This window comes from Acinetobacter sp. S54 (assembly GCF_016624945.1).
Taxonomy (GTDB): domain Bacteria; phylum Pseudomonadota; class Gammaproteobacteria; order Pseudomonadales; family Moraxellaceae; genus Acinetobacter.
Window position 1 is genome coordinate 37808 of sequence record NZ_JACVUI010000011.1, and the last position, 25097, is coordinate 62904.

General features: G+C 40.6%; 23 protein-coding genes. 9 read left to right on the forward strand and 14 right to left on the reverse strand.

The annotated features are described in order from the left end of the window. Nucleotides 1–11: 11 nt before the first annotated feature. The 6 genes from panC to mazG form a co-directional block, all read right to left on the reverse strand. On the reverse strand, nt 12–857 hold the full coding sequence (panC, locus tag IAE20_RS13415; RefSeq protein WP_200460534.1) for a pantoate--beta-alanine ligase: 846 nt from the start codon (nt 855–857) through the stop codon (nt 12–14). Nucleotides 858–860: 3 nt separating this feature from the next. Continuing rightward, the gene (gene panB / locus IAE20_RS13420; RefSeq protein ID WP_200460650.1) at nt 861–1670 is read right to left on the reverse strand and encodes a 3-methyl-2-oxobutanoate hydroxymethyltransferase; all 810 of its coding nucleotides are present in this window, start codon (nt 1668–1670) and stop codon (nt 861–863) included. Between the two features lie 35 nt (nt 1671–1705). After that, nucleotides 1706–2194, reverse strand: coding sequence for a 2-amino-4-hydroxy-6-hydroxymethyldihydropteridine diphosphokinase (gene folK / locus IAE20_RS13425; protein WP_200460535.1), 489 nt, complete (start codon nt 2192–2194; stop codon nt 1706–1708). Beyond that, nucleotides 2191–3645 carry a polynucleotide adenylyltransferase PcnB gene (gene pcnB / locus IAE20_RS13430; protein WP_200460536.1) on the reverse strand — a complete coding sequence of 485 codons (1455 nt, stop codon included), beginning with the start codon at nt 3643–3645 and terminating at the stop codon, nt 2191–2193. The genes folK and pcnB overlap by 4 nt, the downstream gene beginning before the upstream one ends. A gap of 130 nt (nt 3646–3775) precedes the next feature. After that, a complete protein-coding gene (locus tag IAE20_RS13435) occupies nt 3776–4210 on the reverse strand; it encodes a ComEA family DNA-binding protein (protein WP_200460537.1) in 435 nt (144 codons plus the stop codon). Between the two features lies 1 nt (nt 4211). Then, nucleotides 4212–4985 (reverse strand): nucleoside triphosphate pyrophosphohydrolase, encoded by a 774-nt coding sequence (mazG, locus tag IAE20_RS13440; protein ID WP_200482533.1) that lies wholly within the window; start codon nt 4983–4985, stop codon nt 4212–4214. 116 nt (nt 4986–5101) lie between these two features. On the opposite strand from mazG, the gene IAE20_RS13445 reads away from it, so the two are divergent. From IAE20_RS13445 to IAE20_RS13455, 3 genes are all read left to right on the forward strand, one after another. After that, entirely contained in the window at nt 5102–5890 is a 789-nt protein-coding gene (locus tag IAE20_RS13445) for an SDR family oxidoreductase (RefSeq protein ID WP_200460539.1), read from the forward strand. 92 nt (nt 5891–5982) lie between these two features. Beyond that, nucleotides 5983–7425 (forward strand): protein adenylyltransferase SelO, encoded by a 1443-nt coding sequence (locus IAE20_RS13450; protein ID WP_200460540.1) that lies wholly within the window; start codon nt 5983–5985, stop codon nt 7423–7425. Nucleotides 7426–7573: 148 nt separating this feature from the next. Beyond that, nucleotides 7574–7951: an MmcQ/YjbR family DNA-binding protein gene (locus IAE20_RS13455; protein ID WP_200460541.1), complete on the forward strand. Its 378-nt coding sequence runs from the start codon at nt 7574–7576 to the stop codon at nt 7949–7951. Between the two features lie 65 nt (nt 7952–8016). Here the strand turns inward: IAE20_RS13455 and IAE20_RS13460 are convergent, their stop codons facing one another. Both IAE20_RS13460 and baeS read right to left on the reverse strand, forming a co-directional pair. Next, entirely contained in the window at nt 8017–8703 is a 687-nt protein-coding gene (locus tag IAE20_RS13460; protein WP_200460542.1) for a response regulator, read from the reverse strand. A gap of 6 nt (nt 8704–8709) precedes the next feature. Then, nucleotides 8710–10407 (reverse strand): sensor histidine kinase efflux regulator BaeS, encoded by a 1698-nt coding sequence (baeS, locus tag IAE20_RS13465; protein ID WP_200482532.1) that lies wholly within the window; start codon nt 10405–10407, stop codon nt 8710–8712. A gap of 129 nt (nt 10408–10536) precedes the next feature. On the opposite strand from baeS, the gene IAE20_RS13470 reads away from it, so the two are divergent. The 4 genes from IAE20_RS13470 (at nt 10537) to IAE20_RS13485 (ending at nt 15596) form a co-directional block, all read left to right on the forward strand. Continuing rightward, nucleotides 10537–10917, forward strand: coding sequence for a hypothetical protein (locus tag IAE20_RS13470; protein WP_200460544.1), 381 nt, complete (start codon nt 10537–10539; stop codon nt 10915–10917). A 293-nt stretch (nt 10918–11210) separates the two neighbouring features. Beyond that, entirely contained in the window at nt 11211–13013 is a 1803-nt protein-coding gene (locus IAE20_RS13475) for an acyl-CoA dehydrogenase C-terminal domain-containing protein (protein WP_200460545.1), read from the forward strand. 173 nt (nt 13014–13186) lie between these two features. After that, the gene (locus tag IAE20_RS13480; protein ID WP_200482531.1) at nt 13187–14968 is read left to right on the forward strand and encodes an acyl-CoA dehydrogenase C-terminal domain-containing protein; all 1782 of its coding nucleotides are present in this window, start codon (nt 13187–13189) and stop codon (nt 14966–14968) included. Between the two features lie 133 nt (nt 14969–15101). Next, nucleotides 15102–15596 (forward strand): phosphate-starvation-inducible protein PsiE, encoded by a 495-nt coding sequence (locus IAE20_RS13485; protein WP_200460547.1) that lies wholly within the window; start codon nt 15102–15104, stop codon nt 15594–15596. Between the two features lie 50 nt (nt 15597–15646). Here the strand turns inward: IAE20_RS13485 and IAE20_RS13490 are convergent, their stop codons facing one another. The 3 genes from IAE20_RS13490 to IAE20_RS13500 all read right to left on the reverse strand — a co-directional run bounded on the left by IAE20_RS13490 (nt 15647) and on the right by IAE20_RS13500 (nt 17386). Next, nucleotides 15647–16072, reverse strand: a complete 426-nt coding sequence (locus IAE20_RS13490; RefSeq protein WP_200482530.1) for an RcnB family protein — start codon at nt 16070–16072, stop codon at nt 15647–15649. Nucleotides 16073–16426: 354 nt separating this feature from the next. Continuing rightward, nucleotides 16427–16783 carry an RcnB family protein gene (locus IAE20_RS13495; protein ID WP_200460549.1) on the reverse strand — a complete coding sequence of 119 codons (357 nt, stop codon included), beginning with the start codon at nt 16781–16783 and terminating at the stop codon, nt 16427–16429. A 144-nt stretch (nt 16784–16927) separates the two neighbouring features. Beyond that, nucleotides 16928–17386, reverse strand: a complete 459-nt coding sequence (locus IAE20_RS13500) for an RcnB family protein (RefSeq protein ID WP_227611075.1) — start codon at nt 17384–17386, stop codon at nt 16928–16930. A 169-nt stretch (nt 17387–17555) separates the two neighbouring features. Between IAE20_RS13500 and IAE20_RS13505 the strand changes: the two genes are divergently transcribed. Then, a complete protein-coding gene (locus tag IAE20_RS13505; RefSeq protein WP_200460550.1) occupies nt 17556–18002 on the forward strand; it encodes a hypothetical protein in 447 nt (148 codons plus the stop codon). Nucleotides 18003–18085: 83 nt separating this feature from the next. Here the strand turns inward: IAE20_RS13505 and IAE20_RS13510 are convergent, their stop codons facing one another. The 3 genes from IAE20_RS13510 to znuD (IAE20_RS13520) all read right to left on the reverse strand — a co-directional run bounded on the left by IAE20_RS13510 (nt 18086) and on the right by znuD (IAE20_RS13520) (nt 24039). Continuing rightward, a complete protein-coding gene (locus tag IAE20_RS13510; RefSeq protein ID WP_200460551.1) occupies nt 18086–19549 on the reverse strand; it encodes a phospholipase D family protein in 1464 nt (487 codons plus the stop codon). A gap of 142 nt (nt 19550–19691) precedes the next feature. Beyond that, the gene (gene znuD, locus IAE20_RS13515; protein WP_200482529.1) at nt 19692–21749 is read right to left on the reverse strand and encodes a zinc piracy TonB-dependent receptor ZnuD; all 2058 of its coding nucleotides are present in this window, start codon (nt 21747–21749) and stop codon (nt 19692–19694) included. A gap of 229 nt (nt 21750–21978) precedes the next feature. Continuing rightward, nucleotides 21979–24039 (reverse strand): zinc piracy TonB-dependent receptor ZnuD, encoded by a 2061-nt coding sequence (znuD, locus tag IAE20_RS13520; RefSeq protein WP_200460553.1) that lies wholly within the window; start codon nt 24037–24039, stop codon nt 21979–21981. Between the two features lie 149 nt (nt 24040–24188). Here znuD (IAE20_RS13520) and IAE20_RS13525 point away from each other — a divergent pair, with 149 nt between their 5' ends. Continuing rightward, complete coding sequence (locus IAE20_RS13525) at nt 24189–24962, forward strand: DUF4184 family protein (RefSeq protein ID WP_200482528.1); 774 nt, start codon at nt 24189–24191, stop codon at nt 24960–24962. Nucleotides 24963–25097 lie beyond the last annotated feature (135 nt).

The window sequence follows — 25097 nt, forward strand, 5'->3', positions numbered from 1 at the left end:
TCCTTTTAATATTATGCCTTAAATTGAACCTGTAAATTATCAATAAGACGCGTTGAACCTAACTTCGCAGCCGCAAACAAAACAATATCCTGATCAAATATTTCAACTGGCTGCAAATTCGGTTGACGTGCCTCGACATAGTCCACAACAAAGCCTGCATTTGTCAATTGCGCTCTGATAGTTTGTAGCACCTCAGCTAATGCAATACCTGCGTGCAGCTCTTTTTCTGCCTGTTTGAGTGACTGGTAAATAATGGGTGCTGTTTTACGTTGTTCTTCGGTTAGATAACTATTGCGTGAACTTAATGCCAGACCATCTTCAGCACGAGCGATAGACACACCAATCACTTCAACAGGAATGTTTAAATCTTTGACCAACTGACGAATGACAGCCAATTGCTGATAATCTTTTTGACCAAAAAAAGCAAAATTAGGCTGTACAATATTAAACAGTTTGGTTACAACCACTGCGACCCCATCAAAATGACCTGGTCGTGATTGACCACATAAATCATTGGTAATACCACCCACACTAATATTGGTCAGACGGGGTTGTTTACCATACATCTGATCGACAGTGGGTGCAAAAATAATGTCACACCCTACATCTGCCAATAAATGGCTGTCTTGCTCCAGCGTACGGGGATAGCTCTCAAAGTCTTCGCCTTCACCAAACTGGATTGGATTAACAAAAATACTGACTACGACCACATCGCAGAGTTTTTTTGCCTCACGCACCAGGTTCAGATGTCCTTGATGCAAATTCCCCATCGTTGGCACAAAACCAATACTTTTACGTGCAGCACGAGCAGCTTGTAAAGATGCCGCCAATCCCTGAATGGTTGTTTCTGTTTTCATGAGTTATAACTCGACCTGAAAAGTATGTTCTGCTGCCGGGAAAGATTGGTCTTGTACAGCTGCATGGTAAGCTTTAAACGCATCCACAATTGCAGTTTCACCTGATTGTTCCTTCATAAAATTGCGTACAAATCGTGCAACACGTCCGAACGTCAAACCCAGCATATCTTGTACAACCAATACCTGACCATCAGTTTGATTGCCTGCCCCGATCCCGATCACGGGTGTATCAGGAAATAGTTCAGCAATTTCCTGACCTAATTGTGCGGGTACACATTCCAGCAATAAAACCGCAGCTCCAGCATTTACCACCGCAGTACAGTCAGCAATCAGCTGATTCGCTGCTTCACGGGTTTTTGCTTGCAATTTATAACCACCAAACACATGGACTGATTGTGGCGTTAAACCCAAATGCACACAAACTGGAATACCATTTTGTGTCAAAACACGTACAGATTCACTCAGCCATGCGCCGCCTTCAATTTTGATCATTTGTGCACCAGCCTGCATGACTTTTTTAGCACTTTGCAAAGCATCATTTAAGGTCGCATAACTCATAAAAGGCAAATCGGTCATAATAAAGGCATGACTGTTACCACGGCGTACCGCTGCGGTATGATAAGCCATATCTTCCACCGTCACAGGCAAAGTAGAGTCGTGCCCTTGGATTGCCATTCCCAGAGAATCACCAATCAAAATTGAATCAATTTGAGCAAGTTCCATCGCTTTGGCCATGCTTGCATCGTAGCAGGTCAAGCAGGAAAACTTACGTCCTTCGCTTTTAAATTTTCTTAAGTCACTTAGACTAATCATCATGATGTCCTCTATCAACCTACCAAACTGGCAGATTATTTTTCAACCCAGTTACTATCCGCGACAACAGTTAAAGACGGATGTTTTACAAGCTCTAAATCTTTTAGCTTCTGACCTTTAACCACAAGGTCGGTATCAATATCAAGTAACGGTACAATGACAAAATCACGTTCAAGTAGTCCACTATGCGGCACAATCAAACGCTCATTCTGAATCTGCTCTTCAGCATAAATCAATAAATCAAGATCCAGAGTACGCTCACCCCAGCGGCGTAGACGCACTCTGCCCGCTTCTTGTTCAATAGCCTGTAATTGATCAAGTAGATCTAAAGGGGATAACAAGGTTATTAATTGCGCTGCCGCATTATAATAATGAGGTTGATCCTGCGGGCCCATGGGAGGGCTTTGGTAAAGTCGTGAAACCTCAACCTGTCCCAGATCCTTTAAGCGTTTGACCGCATATTGGAGAATCTGACGCGACTCTCCTAGATTACTTCCCATTCCAATATACGTGACAAAACTCATTGAGTCGGCCCAAAAACAACCTGACTTAAATCGCGTTTCACTCGTTTGCGTTTCATGATTGGCTGATCTGTGCTCATATTTTCAGATGCAGACTCAGAAATACGTCCAGCATTGTCCTTATTCCGTGTCTGATCACGGCGAGCGCGTCGGCTGCGTGGTTCTGGTACATTGACCAGCGGTTCAATTTCTGCAACGACCTCTTTCGACTCAACCCATTCTGTATTCTGCTTACGACGTGTTTTCGCACGCTGTCGATTATATTGGCTAATGGCAATTTCTTTTTCATCACTGGAAAGTGATTGATAATGATCCCACCACTGTCCCATACCTTGTGTTGAATCATCGCCAGATTTTTCACGGAGCAATAAAAAGTCAAAACCTGCACGAAAACGCGCATGTCCTGCCAATGCTTCGATTTGCTGCGGTTTAGGATTAAGCAAACGTACCTGCATTTCCCAAACTTCACGAATAAAGGTTTCTGCAAAACGTGGAATAACCGTACGAGTTGCCTGACGCTTAAGCACATCCAAGCCTGCCTGCGCACGAGCTTCAGCAGGAACAACACCTTTGGATTGATAAAAGTCACAACGTTCTAAAAAAGGTTTCCACAACAATACAGCATAGAAAAATGCAGGATTAATCGTTTTACCAATCTGAATCCGCTGATCAGTATTTTTCGCTGCGCGTTCAATAAATTTGCTGATATCAGGTTTAATATCTGCAAATAATTGCTTCCAGATATTAAACTCAATGAGCATGGGTAGAACACGAGCCAAATGCCCCATAGTAAAGAGTTTCTGCGATTCGTCATACAAACGGTGTGGTGATACATCACGCAAAAGCTGTGTCATTTCAACATCAAAGATTTTTAAGATGTCAGGATCAATATCAAAATTTAATTTAGCAGCAAAACGTAATGTACGCAGCATACGTACAGGATCTTCTTCAAAACGTTGTTTTGGATCACCCAATAGCCGAAGCGTTTTATTTTTTACATCAGAAATGGCATCACAAAAATCCAGCACGATGCCTTTACGCGGCTGATAATATAACGTATTGATCGAGAAATCACGTCGAGCAAAGTCTTGCTCAATGGTGCCCCAGTTATTATCACGCAGAATCATGCCAGAAGTACTAGTCACCGCTTTTTTCGGCGGAGCTCGGAACGTTGCAACTTCAATCAGCTCTCGTCCAGAATAGACATGTGCCAACTCAAAACGTCGTCCAATAATACGACAACGTCGTCCAAAAACTTCTTTCACCTGAGCAGGTGTGGCATTAGTGACGGCATCAAAATCTTTAGGATTCAGGCCTAACATTAGATCCCTGACTCCACCACCGACAATATAAGCCTCATAACCAGCTTTGGTCAGACTATCGATCACATCTAGGATAGAAGAAGGAAGTTGCGTTGTAGATAAACCACATTTTGACGCGCGCAAAGTTTGCAAAAGACGCTGTCTCCTACGTCTGAACGTAAATGATAAGATGCGCTAATCATATCTCTAACCCGACTAAAGGGCAATTTGATTCTCTCAATGATTAGGCACTTAGCTCACAAATCTTGTTAAACCTTTGGCATTATAAACGAAGACTTGATTTGTTTTTTTCAATAAATTTTGGCCCAATGCCTTTAATATTGAGCAAATCTTCTACCGTTTTAAATTGACCATTCTGGTTACGATAGTCCACGATTGCCTGCGCTTTTTTTACCCCAATGCCATTGAGTTGTTGGAGTTGCTGAGCCGTAGCAGTGTTAATATTAATCTTATTGCTCAAATTTTGAATCGTACTATTTTTAGAAGTACTATTTTTTGAGACATCTTTTTGTAAAGTAGGTTTTCCCAGATAATAGTCCGCTGAAGATGACGCACCTAAGCGCTGATCATGGGCTTGTTGCTGAGTTTTCCATGAGTGATAGGACTGATCAAATTGTTGCGCATAACTTAAACTTGAAAAAAAGCATAAAATACCTGCTTGTATCCAATATGCACAAAGCTGTCGTAGTGTAATCATATTATAAAGACCTAGATTTTAATTGTTGTTTCGCTTGATTCCAGAGCGAATCCATTTCTTGTAGACTCATATCTTCTAAAGTTTTTTGTTGTAAAGTTGCTTGTTGCTCAATATAAGCAAAACGTTGTCTAAACTTAAAAATCGTCCCCAAAAGTGCAGATTCGCTGGACAGACCAAGTTTACGCCCAACATTGACCAGAGAAAATAGGCAATCTCCAAATTCTTCATTTATTTCATCGAATTGTTGTGATTGAAGTGCGTGTTCCAATTCTCCCAGTTCCTCTTTCAATTTGCCATAAGCATCGTCAACTGTCTCAAAATCAAATCCCAATTTCGCTGCTTTCTTTTGAATCTCCTGTGCCTGATCGAGTCCAGAACCGTGTTTAACCTCATCTAAATGGGACTTTGGTTTATCTTTTTTTTCTTGTTGCTTAATGTCTTGCCATAGCTCATTTACTTCATCAGGACTTAAGGCCGAAAATTTTTCAGGCTGAAAAACATGGGGATGTCGGCGAATCATCTTTTCACTAATGGCATTAACCACATCCTGAAAATCAAAAGAACCTTGTTCACTATACATTTGTGCCTGAAAAACGACTTGCAACAGCAAGTCACCCAGTTCATCACGAATTTCATCGAGCTTGCCTTCACGAACCGCAGCTTCAACCTCATAAGCTTCTTCGATTGCATATTTGGTCAAACTTAATGGAGTTTGCTCACGATCCCACGGACATTTTTCACGTAACTCGCGCATGATATTTAATAGTTGTTCCATGTTTCATTCCTCGGCAGAGCATCGCAGTAGATTTATTTCGAAAGCAGATTTGTTATGATGTGAATAGAACGCATTAAAATCCGCGTCATTTTTTAACAAAAACAAATGAGAAAAATATGGCTCAAAGTATCCTGATTACAGGTGCAGCTCAAGGGATTGGAGCTGAAATTGCACGAACTTTTTATCAACAAGGCTACCTAGTGGGTATTTTTGATATTAATGAGATTCAGAGTCAAAAACTAGCTAAGGAATTAGGTCCACGCGCTTTTGCAGGCTATTTGAATGTCAGTGATTATGGTAACTGGCAAGCTGCCCTACAACAGTTTGTGCAGTGGGCTGGCGAATTAAATATTCTGGTGAATAATGCGGGTATTCTTTACTCAGGTGCATTTGAACAGACCCCAATAGAATCACATCAGCGAACCATCGATATTAATGTCAAAGGCGTGCTGAATGGTTGTCACGCCGCTTTGCCTTATTTAAAACAGACCTCTTTTGCCCGTATTATCAATCTGTCTTCGGCCTCTGCCATTTATGGGCAAGCAGATCTAAGCTCATATTCAGCTAGTAAATTTGCGGTACGAGGGCTGACTGAAGCTTTAGACGTCGAATGGCAAAAATATGGCATTCGGGTTTTAGATGTTATGCCATTATTTGTACAAACCGCGATGGTTAAAAATATGGATGCAGGCAGCATTCAAAATATGGGCGTAAATTTAAGTCCATCTGATGTTGCTGCACAAGTATTAAAGCTTGCACAACAGAAAGATCATTTTTTTCGAGTAACTCATACGCCCATTGGTTTAAAAGCTAAATTTTTGTATCAGTTGTCCGCCATAAGCCCACAATTTTTGAATCGTTTTAGCAACTTAATGATTAGTCGAAAAAAGAATGAATCTAGATAATAAACATTCTACGATTATCATTAATCCCATGTTTTAGGTAGAAGCTGGATTATTTGCTATAGTGCAATTTCAGCCTCAATACGCCTTTTATCATGCATTTCAATTCACGTTATCCTGACCTAAATCCAAAGCTTTATCATCAACAGGCACCTGTACCGCTTCAAGGTGCTACCGCAGGCCACTTTAATGCCGAGCTGGCTGATGATTTACAATGGTCTGAACAAGATAAACAGCGTTGGATTGACATCTGCAGCGGACAACAAACTTTTACTGAATTCCCGCCTTTGGCAATGGTCTATGCGGGCCACCAATTTGGGCAATGGGCGGGTCAACTGGGCGATGGTCGAGGCTTATTAATCGCACAAATACTAAATCATTCAGGCCAAACGATCGATTTACATTTAAAAGGGGCTGGTTTAACACCCTATTCACGTATGGGCGATGGGCGTGCGGTTTTACGTTCTGTTATTCGTGAATACTTAGCTGGACATGCTTTAAATAGTTTAAATATTCCATCAAGTAATGCAGTCGGGTTTACGACCTCTCGTCAGGGTATACAACGTGAAAAGTTGGAACAAGGGGCTATGTTATTACGCAGTTCGGATTGTCATATTCGTTTAGGGCATTTTGAATGGATCAATCAATACGCACCTGAATTACTCACAGAATTTACTCAAAAATGTATCGAATGGCATTATCCAGAAGCATTAGAAACTGAATACCCCGTCCTGACCTTTGCCCAAGGCGTAATTAAAAATACAGCAAAAATGATAGCACAATGGCAATTGGTTGGATTTGCTCATGGGGTTATGAATACAGATAATTTAAATATCACAGGTTCTACTTTAGATTTTGGTCCATACGGTTTTATGGAGCGGTTTCGCCCTAACTGGATCAACAACCATTCAGACCATCAAGGTCGTTATGCGTATCAAAACCAACCGAGCATCGCGCATTGGAACTTATGGATGTGGCTGAATAATTTGATTCCATTGGCAAAACCAGAAGATAAGGAAGCGTTTAAACAGCAATTGGCCGATTGTCTGGAACATTTTGAACCGACTTTTTTAGAAACTTATACCCAAGGTTTATGTAAAAAAATGGGGCTTCCGAATTTTCATAAGGATAGTTTCGATTGTGGTATGGCTTTTTTACGCATCCTCCAAAGTGAACAACTTGACTACACTCAAAGTTTTTTACGATTGCAAAATCAGCAATACAAGGCGCTTCGTGATGATTGCCTAGATATTCGACAGTTTGATGATTTTTTACAACTTTATCATGGTATTCGTGAACATCAGAATACCGAACAGCTCAATACCCAAATGCAAAAAGCCAATCCCATTTATATTCTAAGAAATCATATGGCGCAAAAAGCCATCGAGCAAGCTGAACAAGGTGACTTCAGTGAAGTCGAACGGTTATTTACTTTGCTTCGTCATCCGTTTACCTCACAACCTGAACTAGAACGGCCTGAAGATTTAGTACCCTTGCCAAATGATGTACCAGAAGTGATGGTAAGTTGTTCATCTTAAAGCATGAAGAATGAGCACAGTTATCCCCATTTTCTGTGGATAACACTGTGATTATCCACAGGATAACCTCAGAGCATCAACTCAGTTTAAACTCTGAAATCCACAATGGTTAAAACTTAACCAAAAAAATCGACTGAAAGAGCTCATCATGAACGCAGCAAAAATTCAGCAACTTGCTTTAAAAATTGCTTTAGAACAACCGGAAGCCGAGTTATCCCACCCTTTTGGGCCACAATGTAATGTAATTAAAGTCTTTGACAAAATGTTTATGCTGACGGGTGAAATCAATCAACAAAAATTCATAAATCTAAAAATTGAGCCAGATCAGGCAGAAGAACTTAAAGAATTATATCCCTCAATTAAAGCAGGCTATCACATGAATAAAAAACACTGGATCTCAATTTTTGAGGGTCAAAATATTGATGCAGAATTAATTCAAGACTTAGTCAAATCTTCTTATGTTTTGGTGGTCAGCAAACTTAATAAAACACAAAAAATGCGTTTAAAACTACAGTCTGGCTCATAGCCAGACTGTATTAAAAAGAGCAGTACTAAAGATTGAAATACTGCCCCATACGCTTTTATGTACGATTAATCTTCTGGATATTCAAAACGATAGCCTACTCCATAGACGGCCTGAATCCATTCATGACGATTTCCAGTATCCGCAGCTTCCGTAACTTTGCGACGCAAATTTTTAATATGACTATCAATAACCCGATCTGCTACATCAAAACTATCTGGATTGATATGATCTAAAAGCTGTGCACGAGAATAAACCTGCCCTACATGCTCCAAAAAAAGCTCTAACAAGCGGAACTCGGTAGGCGTTAAATTTAAAGATTTTTGTTGATACCAAATTCGTTGCTGGGCTTTATCAATCCTAAATAAATCATTTTGTTCAGGTTCTGCTTTACGATCTAAACGACGTAATACTGCTTGCACCCGCGCAACCAATTCTTTAGGACTAAAAGGTTTACAAACATAATCATCAGCGCCCATATTTAAACCAAGAACACGGTCAATTTCTTCAGTACGTGCCGTCACCATGATTATAGGCAAGTCTGACTGTTCCCGAACTTTACGGCAAATAGTCAGGCCATCCATACGAGGCACCATTAAATCTAATACCATTAGGCTAGGTTTACGCTGTAAAAAGCTATCATAGGCTTCCTGACCATCATGAAACATACTGACTTCAAAACCTGCTGCTTGCAGATAATCACGGACAAGATGAGCCAGTTCAACTTCATCTTCCACCAACATTACATGTTTCATCGTCAATTATTCCTTATGTATGGACTGTGTTTTAGGAAAGGTCAAAATACAACGTAGACCACCCAATGGTGAATGTGCAAAACTTAATGTTCCACCTAAAGCTTGTGCAAGCTTGCATGAAAGTGCCAAACCTAGGCCTGTGCCACCTGTACTACGTGTACGTGAATCATCAATTCGGTAGAAACGTTCGCCCAAACGTTGCAAATGTTCATCATCTACGCCAAGTGGACTATCATCCACAATGACGCTCCAATGCTGATTGGTCTCTTGGGTATGAATATCAATTTTTCCGCCCTGTTCAGTATAGCGAACACTATTACTTAACAAGTTGACCATAATTTGTTTAAAACGGTCTATATCTAATTGTAAAAGCGCACCCTTACCTCCAATTGAGACCTCAAGCCCAGCCTGTTCAAACTTCGGCTTAAAATTCTCAACTTCCTGCAGAATCACATCCCAAGGGTTAACCTCAGCAAAGTAACATTTTAGTTGCTGTGCATCGGCCTGAGCTAGATCACCTAGATCCTGTGTTAATTTTTTCAGACTGGTGACTTGACGCATCATGGCCTCCAGATGTTCAGGGCTGGATTTACGGATACCATCTTGCATCGCCTCAATCTGGGCCTGTAGCACACTAAGCGGTGTTTTCAATTCATGTGAAGTATCTGCGACCCATTGACGGCGTGATTGTTCATGTTGATCCAGAATTACCGCCAACTGATTTAATTGCGCTGCTAAATCGCCTAATTCATCGTTACGTTTAATGATAACCTGATGTTGATAATTCCCTTGAGTTAATTCACGAGTAGCATTAAGTAATCGCTGAATTGGCTTTTTAAAATAAGTTGCAAGTAATAATGCTGCCACTAAACTGGCTAAAACTGAAAAAGTATAAATTAATAACAAAAACCGCTTTTGGTTACTAAAGAAATTGATACTGAGTGCATCATCTTCATCCAGTACAGGTTTCAGCCCCAGATAACCCACGACTTCATTGCCCACAATAATAGGTCGAAAAGATAACTGCTCATTGGAAGGTTCACCGACCACAAACTGATGTTTGGCATCGTATAACGAAAGACGTGAACTTAAACCCAGTCGGTCAGGCATCGAAATAAAGCGTTTTTTACCGTCTTGCGGCATCATGCCTGCCATTTCAGAAAGACGCGGAGGTTTATGAGGATCTTTATTTTTGTCATTTGGACGAAATAGATTTTGATTTGCACTGAGTGGAAACTTAAGCCCTTCAAAAGGCTGATATTCCGAAGGCAAATTGTCTTCAATAAATTTGCGTTCTTGTTCATCCAGAATAGGACGATTACGAAACTCAATATTATGCGAAAGTTCTGGAGAAAGGCTCAACAAGGTCTGGTCTTTAAACATCCGCTGTTGTATCGCAATATCGTACTGACGGCGCAACCACCAACGTGACAAACGATCATAATCATCAGGTGCAGCGTCACCTTCAATTTGTAAAATCTGTGCCTGAATCGCATTGCCCCAGTCATGATAAACGCTATATACATTTCCCAGATTAGTTATGAGATGATCCAACTTTTGCATTTCAACATCTGCCACATAACGGGCAAAATTTTTCTGCATGGTCCAATGCAAAATGCCTAAACTTAAGGTGGTGATCAATAAAGTGGTCAACAACACCGTCAAAAATAGACGTAAGGCGATTGGCACACGACGTATATTCAAAAGTGATCTCTCATTTTTCTTCTATATTCACTATTGTAGCGAACACTCACTCAAAAAACTCTCCATTCTTTCTTCATGTTTATTACTTAATCTTTAATGCATGAAATCAACATAGATGTGGGGACCAAAATGAACAAAATCTCTAAAATTGCGATGCTAGCTGCTACTGTTATTACCATGGGAAGTCTAGCTGCCTGCCAATCTACAACAGGACCACAGGAACCCCCAGCACGTCATATGATGGGTGATGGCCCTCAAGGCAAACATTTTATGAAGCGCCATAAATTAACGCCTGAACAACGCGCTGAAATGGAACAACGTCGTGCCGAGCGTCAAGCCCAATTTGAGCAAATTCAACAAGCCTGCGTAGGTAAAGCAAACGGTCAAGCCATTCAGGTCAAAGTGGGCGATAAAACGATTGATGGTACATGCCAGCTACGTTTTAAACCAAACAAAATGGATGAGCGTATGGCTCCACCTGCGCCATCAGCCCCAGTTAAAGCTTCTTAAGCTAAAACCAATCCCATAAAAAAAGACGCTTGAGCGTCTTTTTTTATGGACACAACTTTTTACGTTTTTTGACTATTCCTTTCACTAAAAATTAGATAAAAGTGTTTACACTCAATGTACTTAGATATTTCAACAGCATTTTCTTTGACTTTACAGTCATGGATGTTCACCTGCAAATGCTTGTACATATAAATAAGTTGTTGCACGATGTAAAAGTAAAAGATGTGTCATCAGACACCATTATCGTTGATTAGGATTATAACTCTGGTTTAACCAGTATTGAGGAACCCGATATGCCACAATACAAAGCGCCGCTACGTGATATGCAATTTGTTTTGCATGAATTATTAAATGCCGAAGAACACTATGCAAAACTTCCTGCATTTCAGGAAAACGTCAGCCGTGAATTGGTGGATCAATATTTAGAAGCTGCTGCGGACTTCTGTGAAAATGAACTATCTCCACTGAATCAAGTGGGTGACCGCGAAGGCTGCACATGGAATGATGGTGTGGTAACGACACCAACAGGCTTTAAAGAAGCTTATCAAAAATATATCGAGCTAGGTTTCCCTTCCCTTGCAGTTCCTGAAGAACATGGCGGTCAAGGTTTACCAGGTTCACTAGCTACTGCTATTTCTGAAATGGTAGGTGCAGCAAACTGGGCATGGGGTATGTACCCTGGTCTATCTCATGGTGCAGTACGTACTATTGAACACCATGGTTCTGATGAGCAAAAATCAACTTATTTACCGAAACTTGTTTCTGGTGAATGGACTGGAACCATGTGCTTAACTGAATCGCATGCGGGTTCAGACCTTGGCATTATCCGCTCTAAAGCTGAACCCAATGACGATGGTAGTTTTGCAATCTCTGGCGAGAAAATCTTTATCTCTGCTGGTGAACACGACATGGCTGAAAACATCATTCATATCGTACTTGCGCGCTTACCTGGTGCGCCTAAAGGCACTAAAGGTATTTCACTTTTTATCGTACCAAAATTCAATGTTAATGCAGACGGTTCAATGGGTGATCGTAATGCAGTTCGTTGTGGTTCTATTGAACACAAAATGGGAATTCATGGTAACGCGACTTGCGTCATTAACTTTGACAATGCAAAAGGCTTCTTAATCGGACCTGAAAATCGCGGTTTACATGCCATGTTTACTTTCATGAATACTGCGCGTATTGGTACAGCTGTTCAAGGTTTATCTGCATCTGAATCATCGTTCCAAGGTGCATTGGCTTATGCCAAAGACCGTTTGGCTATGCGTTCACTTTCTGGCCCTAAAGCGCCAGAAAAAGAAGCTGATCCAATTATTGTGCATCCTGCTGTACGCAATATGTTATTAACTCAAAAAGCGTTTGCCGAAGGTGGTCGTGCCCTTGTTTATTTCCTGTCTCAATATGCAGATGTGGTTGAGCAAGGTACAACTGAAGAAGAACGCAAATTTGCGGACAATATTCTTTCTTTATTGACTCCTATTGCAAAAGCATTTTTGACTGAAACAGGTTCAGAGTCTGCAAAACATGGCGTACAAGTGTTTGGTGGTCACGGCTTTATTTCTGAGCATGGCATGGAACAAATTGTTCGTGATACTCGTATCTCATGCCTATATGAAGGAACCACTGAGATTCAGGCCCTCGATTTGTTAGGTCGTAAAGTTCTACAAACTCAAGGTGCAATGTTACGTGACTTCACCAAAATAATTCATAAGTTTGCTGAAGCCAACAAAGACAATGCAGCAATGAAAGAGTTTGTTGAGCCATTGGTAGCCTTGAATAAAGAATGGGGCGATCTCACCATGCAAATTGGTATGCGTGCGATGCAGAACCCAGATGAAGTGGGTGCGGCAGCAGTTGATTATCTGTACTTCTCTGGTTATGTCACACTGGCTTACTTATGGGCACGTATGGCATTTGTTGCTCAAGAAACATTAGCAGCGGGTACAACCGATGTTGATTTCTACAATGCTAAAGTAACGACTGCTCGTTTTTACTTCAAGAAAATCCTTCCACGCGTTCGCTCTCATGTGGATGTGCTTTCAACTGGTTTGGAACCACTTATGGCACTTGATGCAGAACACTTTGCGTTCTAATCATAATTCACTGGTGAAAACAACACCGTGCTAACCAAAAAGGACTGATCAGTTTTGACAGTCCTTTTTTTATCAAATCAATGCTAAATTAAAACCATTCAAAAGACAGTGACTGACTACATTTTTTGTGTAATATGAAGCACATAAGTGTAAGAATACCAAGGGTGAAAACTATGCCAATTTATAATGCGCCACTTGCAGATATGCGCTTTATTTTAAATGATGTATTTAAAGCTGAGCAGTTCTGGCAAGCCAATGAAAATCTGGCTCATATTGATGCTGCAACCGCTGAAGCTATTTTAGAAGAAATGGCTAAATTTGCACAAAATGTGACCTTACCCTTAAACCGTACTGGTGATGAAGAAGGTGCGCGTTTTGACAATGGCCATGTCTTTACCCCTGCTGGCTTTAAAGACGCATTTCAACAATATGCTCAAGGTGGCTGGATTGGTTTAGGCGCAGATGAAGAATGGGGCGGTCAAGGCATGCCAAAAATGCTGACTGTCCTTGCCGACGAAATGTTATTTGCTACCAATCCATCATTTATGCTCTACCCGCTTCTTTCAGTCGGTGCAGGTATGGCATTAAATAGTTATGCATCACAAGAGCAAAAACAAACCTATTTACCAAAAATTTATTCAGGTGAATGGTCGGGTACTATGTGCCTAACTGAACCGCATGCAGGTACTGATTTAGGAATTATTAAAACCAAAGCGGAACCAAACACAGATGGTACGTATAACATTACAGGTACTAAAATTTTCATCACGGGTGGTGATCACGACCTTGCCGAAAATATCATTCATCTTGTTTTGGCTAAAACTCCAGATGCACCCGCTGGCTCGCGTGGTATCTCACTGTTTATCGTACCGAAATTTCTAGTCAATGATGTTGGTTCTGTTGGAGAACGCAATGCAGTAGGTCCAGGTTCAATTGAACATAAAATGGGAATCAAGGCTTCTGCTACCTGTGTCATGAATTTTGATGGTGCAAAAGGTTTCCTAGTAGGCAAGGAAAATGAAGGTCTTGCAGCAATGTTCGTGATGATGAACTATGAACGTTTATCCATGGGAATCCAAGGACTTGGCGCATCAGAATTTGCCTACCAAAATGCTGCTCAATACGCAACTGATCGCTTACAAGGGCGTAGTGCATCTGGTGTACAATCGCCAAATAAACCAGCAGATAGCATTTTAGTACATGGCGATGTACGTCGTATGTTGCTCAATGCCCGCGCTAATAATGAAGCATCACGTGCTTTTGCAGTGTACGTAGGTCAGCAGCTTGACATCACCAAATTTTCAACAGATGCTGAAGCTGTCAAAAAAGCCAATAATCGTGTCGCTCTTCTTACGCCAATTGCTAAAGCGTATTTAACTGATACTGCATTCCAAGCGACCTTAGATGCACAAATGTGCTTTGGTGGACATGGTTATATTCGCGAATGGGGCATGGAACAATGTATTCGTGATTTGCGCATTTCACAAATTTATGAAGGAACCAATGGTGTTCAATCTCAGGATTTAATTGGCCGTAAAACTATTAAATCTGGTGGTGCATTTATTGCTGAATATATCGCTGAAATCCGCGATTTTGCCAATACATTAAGCGCCGACCTTAATTTCATTAAAGATGCGACGCTAGATGCAGCAACTGAAGTTGAGGCAGTAACTCAGTTTATTTTAGAACAAGCAGCAGAAAATGTTGATTTTCCAAATGCAGCAGCAGTTGATTATTTGCATGCTGTTGGCTTACTCAGCTTTGCTTATATGTTTGCCAAAATTTCAGCCGCTGCTCAAGAAAAATCGGGTGATTTCTACCAAAATAAATTATCTCTTGCACAGTACTTTGTGGCTCGCATCCTGCCTGAACTTGAAGCACGCATCAAGAAAATTGAAGCTGGTTCAGAACTAGTGATGGCGTTTAGTGAAGATTACTTCACTACTCAGTCTTAAGAGTTTTGCTCAAATAAAAAATGCCTGATTCGTCAGGCATTTTTTATGTCTAAATGGTTTAAATTAGACCGTCATGTGCATGAAATTTGCTTGATATTTAATAACCACCATCAATCAATATAAGAGTTATATCATGCCCACTCCCAACTCCCCCAAAAATATAGAGGCTTTTCTGGATAAACTCGGTAATCGTGCTGTAGAAGCTTTTCATTATCTGGCTTTATTTATTATTGGCTGTATGGTGGCATGGTCAGCAATTCATACCACTATTGATATTTTTACAGTTAAAAAATATGCCACGATTGACGATATTTTATTGTTATTTATCTATTTAGAGTTGGGAGCAATGGTTGGAATTTATTTCAAAACCAATCATATGCCCGTGCGTTTTTTGATTTATGTTGCGATTACCGCGCTTACACGTTTGCTCATCTCCGATATACAACATAACCATCAGGCAGATGTGGATTTATTGATTGTGACAGGTTCAATTCTGATATTGGCAATCGCTATTTTGATAGTACGTTATGCGTCATGGCATTATCCTTCGGTGATTCGAGATAAGCATCAGGAGCGCCCACTAGCTAAAGGTCAAACTCCAAGGCCCGAGGATGATGAGTTAGCATAAAAAAACACCATTTTTCTACTCAGATTATGGTGTTTAATAAAAACTGATATCTAATGCCCACCAAGAAGAATCTGGGCAATAATTCCTGTGGCAACAGCTACTAACACATAGCGTCCGTCAATATATGCCCAGCGATGCTGTGGTGGAGGCGATGGGAGCTGATAGTCATACCAATTATTGACATAATATCTCTCTGCCAAATATTGCGGTGGCAAACGATAACCCGGACGGAAATCATGTACTCGGTAATATCGTGGCGGTGGTGGCGCATAATAATAACGGTTTTCGATTATCCTTGGTGGCAGTGGCCCATCAGGTCGCCACTCATGAGGATGCCAATCTGCATGTCGGTCTGGCCCCGCATGATAGCGCCCCCAACCCTGTCCACCCCAGTCGTGAGATGGTGCATCAGCCAGTGAAAGTGTGGATGCACCAAGCATGCACACACAAAGTGAAACGGAAATGATCCTTTTCATATCCAGTTGTCCGCAATAACGCCAAGTCTAAAGTGTAGAAAATACTCAGGGAGAAATAATGGATAAAACGAATGCATCTGCAATCAATTGTTATAATTTTAGTGGGTTGTAATACGGTTCATATTGCATTGTAAATTACCTTAAAAAACCTCCATACATTAAAATAAAGATGACGAATAGGTCGATATCATAAAGCTAATCTTTAGCCATCAATTCAGCGATGAAATCGCTTTTTTTATTAGAATGAGAAATGCTCCTTCACTTTAGATAATAGAATGAAAAATAAATGAATTTTGAAATTTACAATAAAAATCCCACCTTTGCGATGGTGGGATTAATGATCTTTGAATAGACTTATCGGACAGCGTAAATCCGATGATTACTATTTGAAACCAGTAAATAGCGATGATCTGCTCTTACCCAATGATAGCCACGCGGCGGTGCAGATAAGCGCGAGCTGCGCCAATTCGAGACATGATAACGATTGTCACGATATTGATTAGGCAAGCGATCACCTTTTCTAAAATTGACGTAACGATCACGATCATGATTCGAATTTGACCATTTCGGTGGCGCTTTTGGCACGGGTTGGGCTTGATGGTGATGGCGGTCTACGCCACGATATTGATTCCAGTCATTTGGTGCCGCCATACTTGTTGCAGAAATACCCAAACCCAGTACAACAAGTGCCATCTTCAATGATAATTTCATAACTTCATCCTCTTCTGATCTGTCACCAGCTTAGGCGACAGTCAAGGAGAAAGCATGGATGAAAACTGCTAGTTTGCTAAGGATTGTAAGCCAACTTTCTCAAAGATGAAGAATATGTAACAAAACATATGAGATCAGCCTTCATTAACGCACAACCTCAATACGAAAACCATCATCTGAGATGAGTAAGTAATGTCCACCTACTGAATACCAACGTGTTCCCCATGGCGGTTCATAAAGCTGATGCCCAGACCAGTCATTAATATAATATTGTTCATTACGATATTCGATAGGTAGTGTATTACCTCTAACAAACACGTAACGTTCAGTCCGGTATTCATACTGGGTACTCGGTTGATAGTGATACTCAATATAACTACCCTGACGAGGTCGCTGTGGATACTCAGGATAATGTCCTCCCCAGTTTGGCGGAGGCCGATGCCCTTGAGACGGAGGTGGACGATTCCATTGTGGGGGTCTTGAAGGGGGGGTAGGTCGTTCTACGCCTCGATAATTTCCCCACTGATTTTCGGCAATGCTTGGAGTTGAGAGGCTGAATAGTATTACCCCAATACAGGCATATACACCATAAATATGCATCATATCGCCCCGCTTATTTTGTACTCTTTGCATTATTTTAGCTTAAAAAACAGACAGTATCTGCATCATAAATGTAGGCTTTGTTTAAAGTTGTACTTGGCTAAGGAGCCAGCATTTCTTTATCGAAAAAGCCGTTATACTAGATCTTCATTGTATGACTGGATGAGATCTTGTGGCTGAATTAAGTTTTGAACGCCTTTATCAATTTTTTAGTAAAGTACCAAGTATTCAGGAAAGTAGAATTGATGCCCATGGTACAGATGGCAAAGACGCATGGTGGTTTAAATTTCAGATTGATAATGAACATCCTCTAGCTTGGCAGACTGTACAAGAATTGGGACATGTGCTTAATTATTTATCGACCAATGAACGTTTACCCACCCAATTTTTTCCAGTTTCTCCTCCACCTTATATGAATGGTGGTCCTAAAGAATTTCTGGCTTGGGTAATTCAGTGTAATCATCCAGACTTTACACCCGATATCGTATGTGACTGGCTAGAGGCACGGTTACCCACTCCTGTTGAAGATGAAAGCCAATGGAACATCTCGACCAATTTAACAGAATTAGATCAGCTCACTGCTAAAGAGCTGGATGAACTTATTCCTCCAACCCATTAAACGACATCATAAAAATAAAAAGAGAGGAATATCCTCTCTTTTTTCATTTAAAATGACATAAGTTCTCAGTCGAGTTCTTTATCCTAAAAAGTAGATAATCCAGAACATTCCATAAAACGATAAATCCAATATTTTAGTTTGGACTCATCTGCATATTTGGCATAATCCACACTCATTTGACGGCCATCTAAGTTGGACCATGCCGTATTAAAATAATGTTCCGCATCTTGAAAAACGGCGGCCTGTGCCTGTCCTTTTACCAATAAATCTGTTTCCAGATTATAGTTTTTCAGATTCCGCGCCGTAAAATTGGCAGATCCTAAAATCATATCTGTCTCATCAGCACCAGATTTGATGATCATCTTACTATGACATTGTTCACCATGTGTATCGCACCAGCGTATAGGTACTCCTGCCGCATTTAACTCTGAAGCGACCTGACGATTTGGAATGCCATTTTTCTGGCGACCAAACGCATCTTTATTTGGATCAAGTAGAATGCGTAATTTCACGCCACGCTTTTGTGCGGCTTTTAACTCATTAATAATTTGACGTTCTGATAAATAGAACATCGCTAGATCAATCTGATCATTGGCTTTCGCAGTCTGAATTAAATCCACAACAGCATGATAAATCGCAGCTTCGGTCAACACTTGAACTTGGGGTGTATTATTCTCGGCATTCATCTCCCCCATTACCATCACAGGAGATGAACCTTCTGACATTTGCGCCACAGTTTGCTCAGTTTTTAATACATCCATTGCCGTTGGGCCCGAGACGACTAAAGCGACGTTAGAATGACGTGAACTACCATCATGCGGATTAGCCGATGTGACTAACGATTTCCAGCCATCCTCAGTATCGACCACCAAGGTTTTACGATGATTAGCCTTAAAATTTGCCAATTGCAAATAGCTTCGTAAAGTAATTTTTTCCTTCCCAAATGGGTTGGATAACCAGCCTTTTTCTGGATTATTACCTAGATCCTGACAGCAGATATACCAAAAACCTGACCATGCAGGATTTGAGGCACGTAATGGCGTCAAATTGGTTTCGATTACATCGACGCCAGCTTGACGTAACTGTCGATAATGTTCTGGCAAGATTCCCCCATATACCGAATTAATCGGATCAGTAATAAGGGTAATTTCAACATTAGGCGATTCACGACGTTTTTGAATAAGGGCTTGAGTCAATTGCTGGGTTAAAGGTCGTTGAGTCAGTTTGGATTCACCCGTTTCTGAGTTGAATAAAAACATATCCAGCACAATGGTAGTTTTAGCCTGATGAATGAGATTTAAAATTTCATTAAATATCTGATGATCCTGTTGCTGCTGCCCCTGCGCATTCACATAAGTCTGGTCAGAAAGAAATTTGACATCGGCATGGCGTAATTTACCCGTAAAATTTAAACCCACTGGTAAAGGTTTATAAACATGATAAATCGCGGAAGCGACATAACTAAGAACTAAAACACCTGCAATCAAGGCAATATAACGTCGCCCTGTCCAATTCAGTTTCTTGTGAATTCGTTGAAAAATACGCATAACAAACAACCTAAACAATTAGCGTCAGGCTAGAGTTTATTTCCTTATTTTTCAAGACACATTTAGTTAAATTAGCTGATCTAAATCTGCAAAAACATAAAAGGAAAGCATTTCGCTTTCCCTTCGATAAAATTTTAGTGATTTAAAAATTAAAATCTACACCGACGGTAAAATTGCGCCCTATTTGTGGTACATCTGATAAAAATGACTCATGTAAATAGACTTTACTGTCAAGTAGATTATTGGCTTTGGCATAAAGCTGATACCCTGCTTTCTGGTTTAATTGCCCCTGATAACCTAGGCCCAGATTAAGCATGTTATAACTTTTGCCTTCTGTTTCATAGTTAGCGATATCATCCTGATGAAAGACATGATAATACTCAGCAGTACCAGAATATCCTTCACCAAAATCTGCTTTGATACGGGTACCAATGCGACCACCTGGAATACGCGGCGCATTCCCATTATCATCGAGCTTACCACGCACATAATCACCAAATAATCCTGCATTATAACGCGAGCTGATTTGATAACTAAGATCAGCATCAACTCCATAAAAACGTGCATTGGTTTGATCATATTGGATCAAGCGAAAATCATCAAAACGATCAAGCGTATTGGCATAAATAAAGTTGTCATACCAGTTTTGAAAAGCACTCAAATTGTATTTCAGACGATCATGATCAAAATGCAACCCGAGTTCAATGTTGTTGGATTTTTCGATATCTAAATCATCATTCCCCAACTCATAGGTATTGGTTGCCATATGTGCGCCATTGGAGTACAGCTCCTGCGCCATTGGTAAACGTTCCTGATGAGAAGCAGTCAGTGATAATTTGTAGTTGGGGATAAATTGCCAATCCGTTGAAGCTGCGGCTGAATATGCCGTTCCACTATAATTTTTTGCCCCTACATCTACATCATTACCATCAATATCTATCTTCTGATGATCAATACGGGAAGACACTTGAAAATGTAGCTGGTCCAGTTGCTTTTCTTGTAATCCAAATAAACTATAACGCTGAGTTTTGGTTGGATCCATCAACGCTTCTTCACCATTAATATTGAGTTTTTGTTGAGTATATTGTGAGCCTAACTGCCCCGTCCAGCCCAACCAGCTATTATTATCCAGCGTAATGCGAGCGTCAGTTCCCTTACTAATAAAAGTCGTATCTGGTTCATCACCATCCATTTCCTGATGCTGATAATCGGTATAAGTTGCCTGCGCTGCCAATTTATTAAATCCAGTAAATGGATCGCTTAACTCACTTTTAATGTCATAACGTTTTTCTTTTAAATTAATCCATGCGCTTGCGCCATCATCATCCTGCATGGCAGCCTGCTGCTGTTGCAACGTCCCACAGCTCAATTTGCCTGCTTCTGGAGAACAAAGTCCATATAACGGATTATCGCCGGGAATACCGTATTTATCATGGCGTTCACTATAGGCGATGCCTGTATAACCTCGATCATAAATCCAAGACAATCCGGCATGATAATCATGAGATTGAGCAAAGGTGCTATCTTCACGGCGTGAATCGTTTTGTAAATCATGCGGTAAAATATAGTTATTGGCATCTCGTTGTAGGCCTCCTACATTTAACGCGACCTGACTACCCAAACCAATTGTGGTATCTGCTGTATAAACTAAACCATCATCACCCGTGTTATAGCGTGCGCCTACACGTCCTTCATATCCCTGTTCTGGCATTTTTGAAGGAATTTTATGATCAACGACATTCACCAAGCCACCGACTGAACCTGCTCCATAAAGTAAAGTTTCAGGGCCTTTTAATATCTCAATCTGATCGGCAGAATTAGGATCAACAGTAACCGCATGGTCAGGAGAAACTGAGGAAACATCCAGAGCATCTCCACCATTTTGGGTAATCCTAACCCGAGCTCCATCTTGACCACGAATCACAGGGCGACTAACACCTCCTGTATATTGTGCAGAATAAATGCCTGCCTGACCATTTAATGCATTTCCAATAGTGGTTCCGCCCTGAATCAGTTGATCTTTTTTTATAACTTGATCCCCCGCCGCATCATCTAGATGGTCTTTAGGTGTAGTCTGAGCTTGAAGCTCAATAGTGGGTAAATCGCTCACATCCACTTGCGGTTGAGTATTCTGCGCAAAGACATGTTGTATAGATAATGAAAGAAGGGAAAGCGCAAAGATATGTGTTGTTTTAAGCATAGTGATCATCCAGATGCAAATCACTTGTTACGTTATAATATATTAATTATTTTTCAAGAAAATTCAGTCTAGTATCAATATTTCCATTAGGAGTATAACTTTTATGGTTTTGATAAGAATTTAAGTCAGATTTAAGCAAATGATGATTGAAACAATATAACATTTCAAAAAATAAAGCCTATGACTAGATAGACTTTATTTAAAGATTTAACAGAGGCGGCTTTCTATTTTAGAAACTAAAATCAAGGCCAACAGTAAAGTTTCTTCCCACCTGAGGGATATTAGATAAAAACGAGGCATGGTTATATACCGTTTCATCCAGAAGATTATTGGCTTTTAAGTAAACCCGATAATCTGTTTTTTCACTGGCTCTTGCTGCATATGCCACCCCCAAATTCACTAGGTTATAACCATCGGTTTGAGTTTCATAGGCGGCAATTTTGTCTTGTTTAAACACGTGATAATATTCAGCCATACCTGAAAAACCGTCACCAAAGTCAGCATCAAAACGTGTTCCTAAACGCCCCCCAGGAATACGTGGTGCATCGCCTTCAGCATCAATTTTGCCGCGAACGTAATCTCCAAACAACGTCGTTTTATAGAGTGGAGAAAGTTGATAAGAGATTTCACCCTCTACCCCATAAAAACGTGCTTTGTCTTGCGTATATTCGACCAAGCGGAAATTTTCATATCGATCGAGTGTTCGTGCGTAGATGTAGTCATCAAACCAGTTATGAAACACATGAACATGATAATTTAACTTGTCGGTATCATAATGAAAACCTAGTTCCAGATTATTGGATTTTTCTGTATTTAGATTTTCATTGCCCAACTCATAGGTATTGGTCGCAAGATGTTTACCATTGGCATAAAGTTCTTGCGCCAAGGGCATACGCTCCTGATGCGATGCCACCAGTGATAATTTATAATTTGGTGAAAATAACCAGTTTGCCGCACCCGAATAAGAAAAAGCATGATCGTCATAATCTTTTTGAGATGAATCAATATCAATTTTTTGCTGATCCAGACGAGCCGCCAGTTCAAAATGCACATCTTTCCATTGGGTATGTTCTAAAGCAAATAAGCTCCACTTATCTGTCGTACTTGGCCCAGCAAAAATTGATTCTTCACCCGTAATATCCAGTTTCTGACGACCAAATTGCGTACCAATCACCCCTTCCCATACCCCAATCGGATTATGCACCAATTCTAAACGCGCATCATACCCTGTGCTTTTAAATGTCGTTGCGGCTTCACCCTCTTCTATTTCATCATGCTTGTAGTCCGTATAACTGGCTTGCGCACGTAACTTTTTAAAGCCTGCAAAGGGATCATTAAGTTCCGATCTAAAATCATAACGTTCAGATTTAAGATCAACCCATGGACCTGCATGATCATGTTCATGCTCGTGATCATGACTTTCCTCTTCTTCATCGTGATCATGATCCCCACAATGTAAATGTGTACCATGCGGATGACAGCTTTCGTATTCGTGGCTGTGTCCCGGCAAACCATATTGATCCTGACGGTTAGTATAGGAAATACCCGTAAACCCACGATCATAAATCCATGATAATCCCACACTGACATTATCAGATTTGGCAAATGTGTTATCGACTCGACGTTCTTTTTCACCCTCGTGGACATAATCAGGCGCAATATAATTATTGGCATCCCGTTTTGAGCCTTCTACCCTTAAAGCCACCTGCTCTCCAAGTCCCACAGTGACTCCCGCAGCTCCCAACTTTTCGTCGCTGCCTGTGTTATAACGTAATCCCACTTGCCCTTCATAGCCATTTTCAGGCATTTGGGTTGGAATTTTATTATCTGTCACGTTAACCAAACCGCCCACCGTGCCTGCTCCATACAACAAGGTGGATGGTCCACGAACAATTTCAACTTGTTTCGCTAAAATCGGATCAACCGTTACTGCATGATCGGGAGATAAAGTTGAAACATCCATCGTTTCTGAAGCATTATCCAAAACCTTTACACGTGCACCATCCTGTCCACGAATCACAGGACGACTTGCACCCGGCCCAAACTGATTGGAATAAACCCCAACTTGATCACTTAAAGCCTCCCCAATCGTCGCATCTCCTTGCCGCAATTGATCATTTTTAATGATATTGTCAGCCGCAGCATAATCCACCGCACTTTGCACCAGCGGATGCGCGGTGGCTTCGATGGTTTCTAATTTTTGTATCTCAGTCTCTTGATCTGCTGCATGTACTCCTGTGCAGATCACAGCAACTATCGACACAGTCAGAACATTCTTTTTAAAGAACATATAAAGCCTCGAATCCTTAAAATCTTAAAATTTTCTTAATTTTAGTTATAATATAACATTTCATTTATTTTGCAATAAAAAACATTCATTCTCTCAACAAAGCCTTAAACTCAGTTTCGATATTGATTCAAAACTATTTGTTTGTATTTATGCCTTTTACTTTGTCACATGCTGTTCTGGCACCTCCTCTCGCCCGTTTAAGTCGTCATACCTTACCCATCGGAGCACTCGCCATCGGTTGTATGACACCAGATTTAGTTCGGTTATTTACCAATGAAAATGTCACGATTAGCCATGAATGGGCGGGTTTGATTATTCCTAACCTATGTTTAGGTCTTATTTTTTGTTTGCTCTGGTATTTATTGTACCGTCCTGCCTTGTATTGCTGGCTGGCATTACAAGATGATTTAAATCTTGCTACTTTTAATCAATTCTGTGGTTTTTGTATCGCGTGTATAGCAGGCATTTTGATTGGATGCGCCACCCATATTATTTGGGATGGTCTTACTCATGATGATTTTAGAACGTTTGCCTTCCAGCATTTACTCAGTTATGAAACTCATTTTTTAGGCAAATCTTATCCAGTTCATCGCTTACTACAGCTAGGAATGTCTATACTTTGTTTGCCTCTATTATTTTGGATGTGTTATCGCTACATCCAAAAGCATCGCGTCTCTCAAATAGATTCTCGCCTCCTCCCTCTATTTTTTAATTTTGTATTGTTGCTCTCATTATGTACTGGCGGTTATCTGGCCTTCCATTATTTACAACAAATTGATCCCCAGTTTTGGCAAACAGATACCTATGCCGTTACAGGTAAAGCGATTAATTATTTCTCACGTGGTTTTTTGCTGAGCTTTAGTTTTGCCTGCCTGATTTTTATTTTTCTGAAACGTCTGAATTGGTTTTCATGTCGAGAATAAGCATTAAGCATTCATTTTTTGGTATTTTTTGCTGTTTTTGACTCAAGTTCTTGTGGGCTTAGGCCCAAAGAGGCATAATCGCTGATTCACTGGCGGTACGCTGTTTACGTATACGCCCTTACAGCCAATATAGTT

What these genes read in the sequence shown, in the direction of transcription:
- panC (WP_200460534.1), bottom strand. Translation starts at nt 857, where the DNA reads ATGAAAACAGAAACAACCATTCAGGGATTGGCGGCATCTTTACAAGCT.
- panB (WP_200460650.1), bottom strand. Translation starts at nt 1,670, where the DNA reads ATGATTAGTCTAAGTGACTTAAGAAAATTTAAAAGCGAAGGACGTAAG.
- folK (WP_200460535.1), bottom strand. Translation starts at nt 2,194, where the DNA reads ATGAGTTTTGTCACGTATATTGGAATGGGAAGTAATCTAGGAGAGTCG.
- IAE20_RS13435 (WP_200460537.1), bottom strand. Translation starts at nt 4,210, where the DNA reads ATGATTACACTACGACAGCTTTGTGCATATTGGATACAAGCAGGTATT.
- mazG (WP_200482533.1), bottom strand. Translation starts at nt 4,985, where the DNA reads ATGGAACAACTATTAAATATCATGCGCGAGTTACGTGAAAAATGTCCG.
- IAE20_RS13445 (WP_200460539.1), top strand. Translation starts at nt 5,102, where the DNA reads ATGGCTCAAAGTATCCTGATTACAGGTGCAGCTCAAGGGATTGGAGCT.
- IAE20_RS13450 (WP_200460540.1), top strand. Translation starts at nt 5,983, where the DNA reads ATGCATTTCAATTCACGTTATCCTGACCTAAATCCAAAGCTTTATCAT.
- IAE20_RS13455 (WP_200460541.1), top strand. Translation starts at nt 7,574, where the DNA reads ATGAACGCAGCAAAAATTCAGCAACTTGCTTTAAAAATTGCTTTAGAA.
- IAE20_RS13460 (WP_200460542.1), bottom strand. Translation starts at nt 8,703, where the DNA reads ATGAAACATGTAATGTTGGTGGAAGATGAAGTTGAACTGGCTCATCTT.
- IAE20_RS13470 (WP_200460544.1), top strand. Translation starts at nt 10,537, where the DNA reads ATGAACAAAATCTCTAAAATTGCGATGCTAGCTGCTACTGTTATTACC.
- IAE20_RS13475 (WP_200460545.1), top strand. Translation starts at nt 11,211, where the DNA reads ATGCCACAATACAAAGCGCCGCTACGTGATATGCAATTTGTTTTGCAT.
- IAE20_RS13480 (WP_200482531.1), top strand. Translation starts at nt 13,187, where the DNA reads ATGCCAATTTATAATGCGCCACTTGCAGATATGCGCTTTATTTTAAAT.
- IAE20_RS13485 (WP_200460547.1), top strand. Translation starts at nt 15,102, where the DNA reads ATGCCCACTCCCAACTCCCCCAAAAATATAGAGGCTTTTCTGGATAAA.
- IAE20_RS13490 (WP_200482530.1), bottom strand. Translation starts at nt 16,072, where the DNA reads ATGAAAAGGATCATTTCCGTTTCACTTTGTGTGTGCATGCTTGGTGCA.
- IAE20_RS13495 (WP_200460549.1), bottom strand. Translation starts at nt 16,783, where the DNA reads ATGAAATTATCATTGAAGATGGCACTTGTTGTACTGGGTTTGGGTATT.
- IAE20_RS13500 (WP_227611075.1), bottom strand. Translation starts at nt 17,386, where the DNA reads ATGATGCATATTTATGGTGTATATGCCTGTATTGGGGTAATACTATTC.
- IAE20_RS13510 (WP_200460551.1), bottom strand. Translation starts at nt 19,549, where the DNA reads ATGCGTATTTTTCAACGAATTCACAAGAAACTGAATTGGACAGGGCGA.
- znuD (WP_200482529.1), bottom strand. Translation starts at nt 21,749, where the DNA reads ATGCTTAAAACAACACATATCTTTGCGCTTTCCCTTCTTTCATTATCT.
- znuD (WP_200460553.1), bottom strand. Translation starts at nt 24,039, where the DNA reads ATGTTCTTTAAAAAGAATGTTCTGACTGTGTCGATAGTTGCTGTGATC.
- IAE20_RS13525 (WP_200482528.1), top strand. Translation starts at nt 24,189, where the DNA reads ATGCCTTTTACTTTGTCACATGCTGTTCTGGCACCTCCTCTCGCCCGT.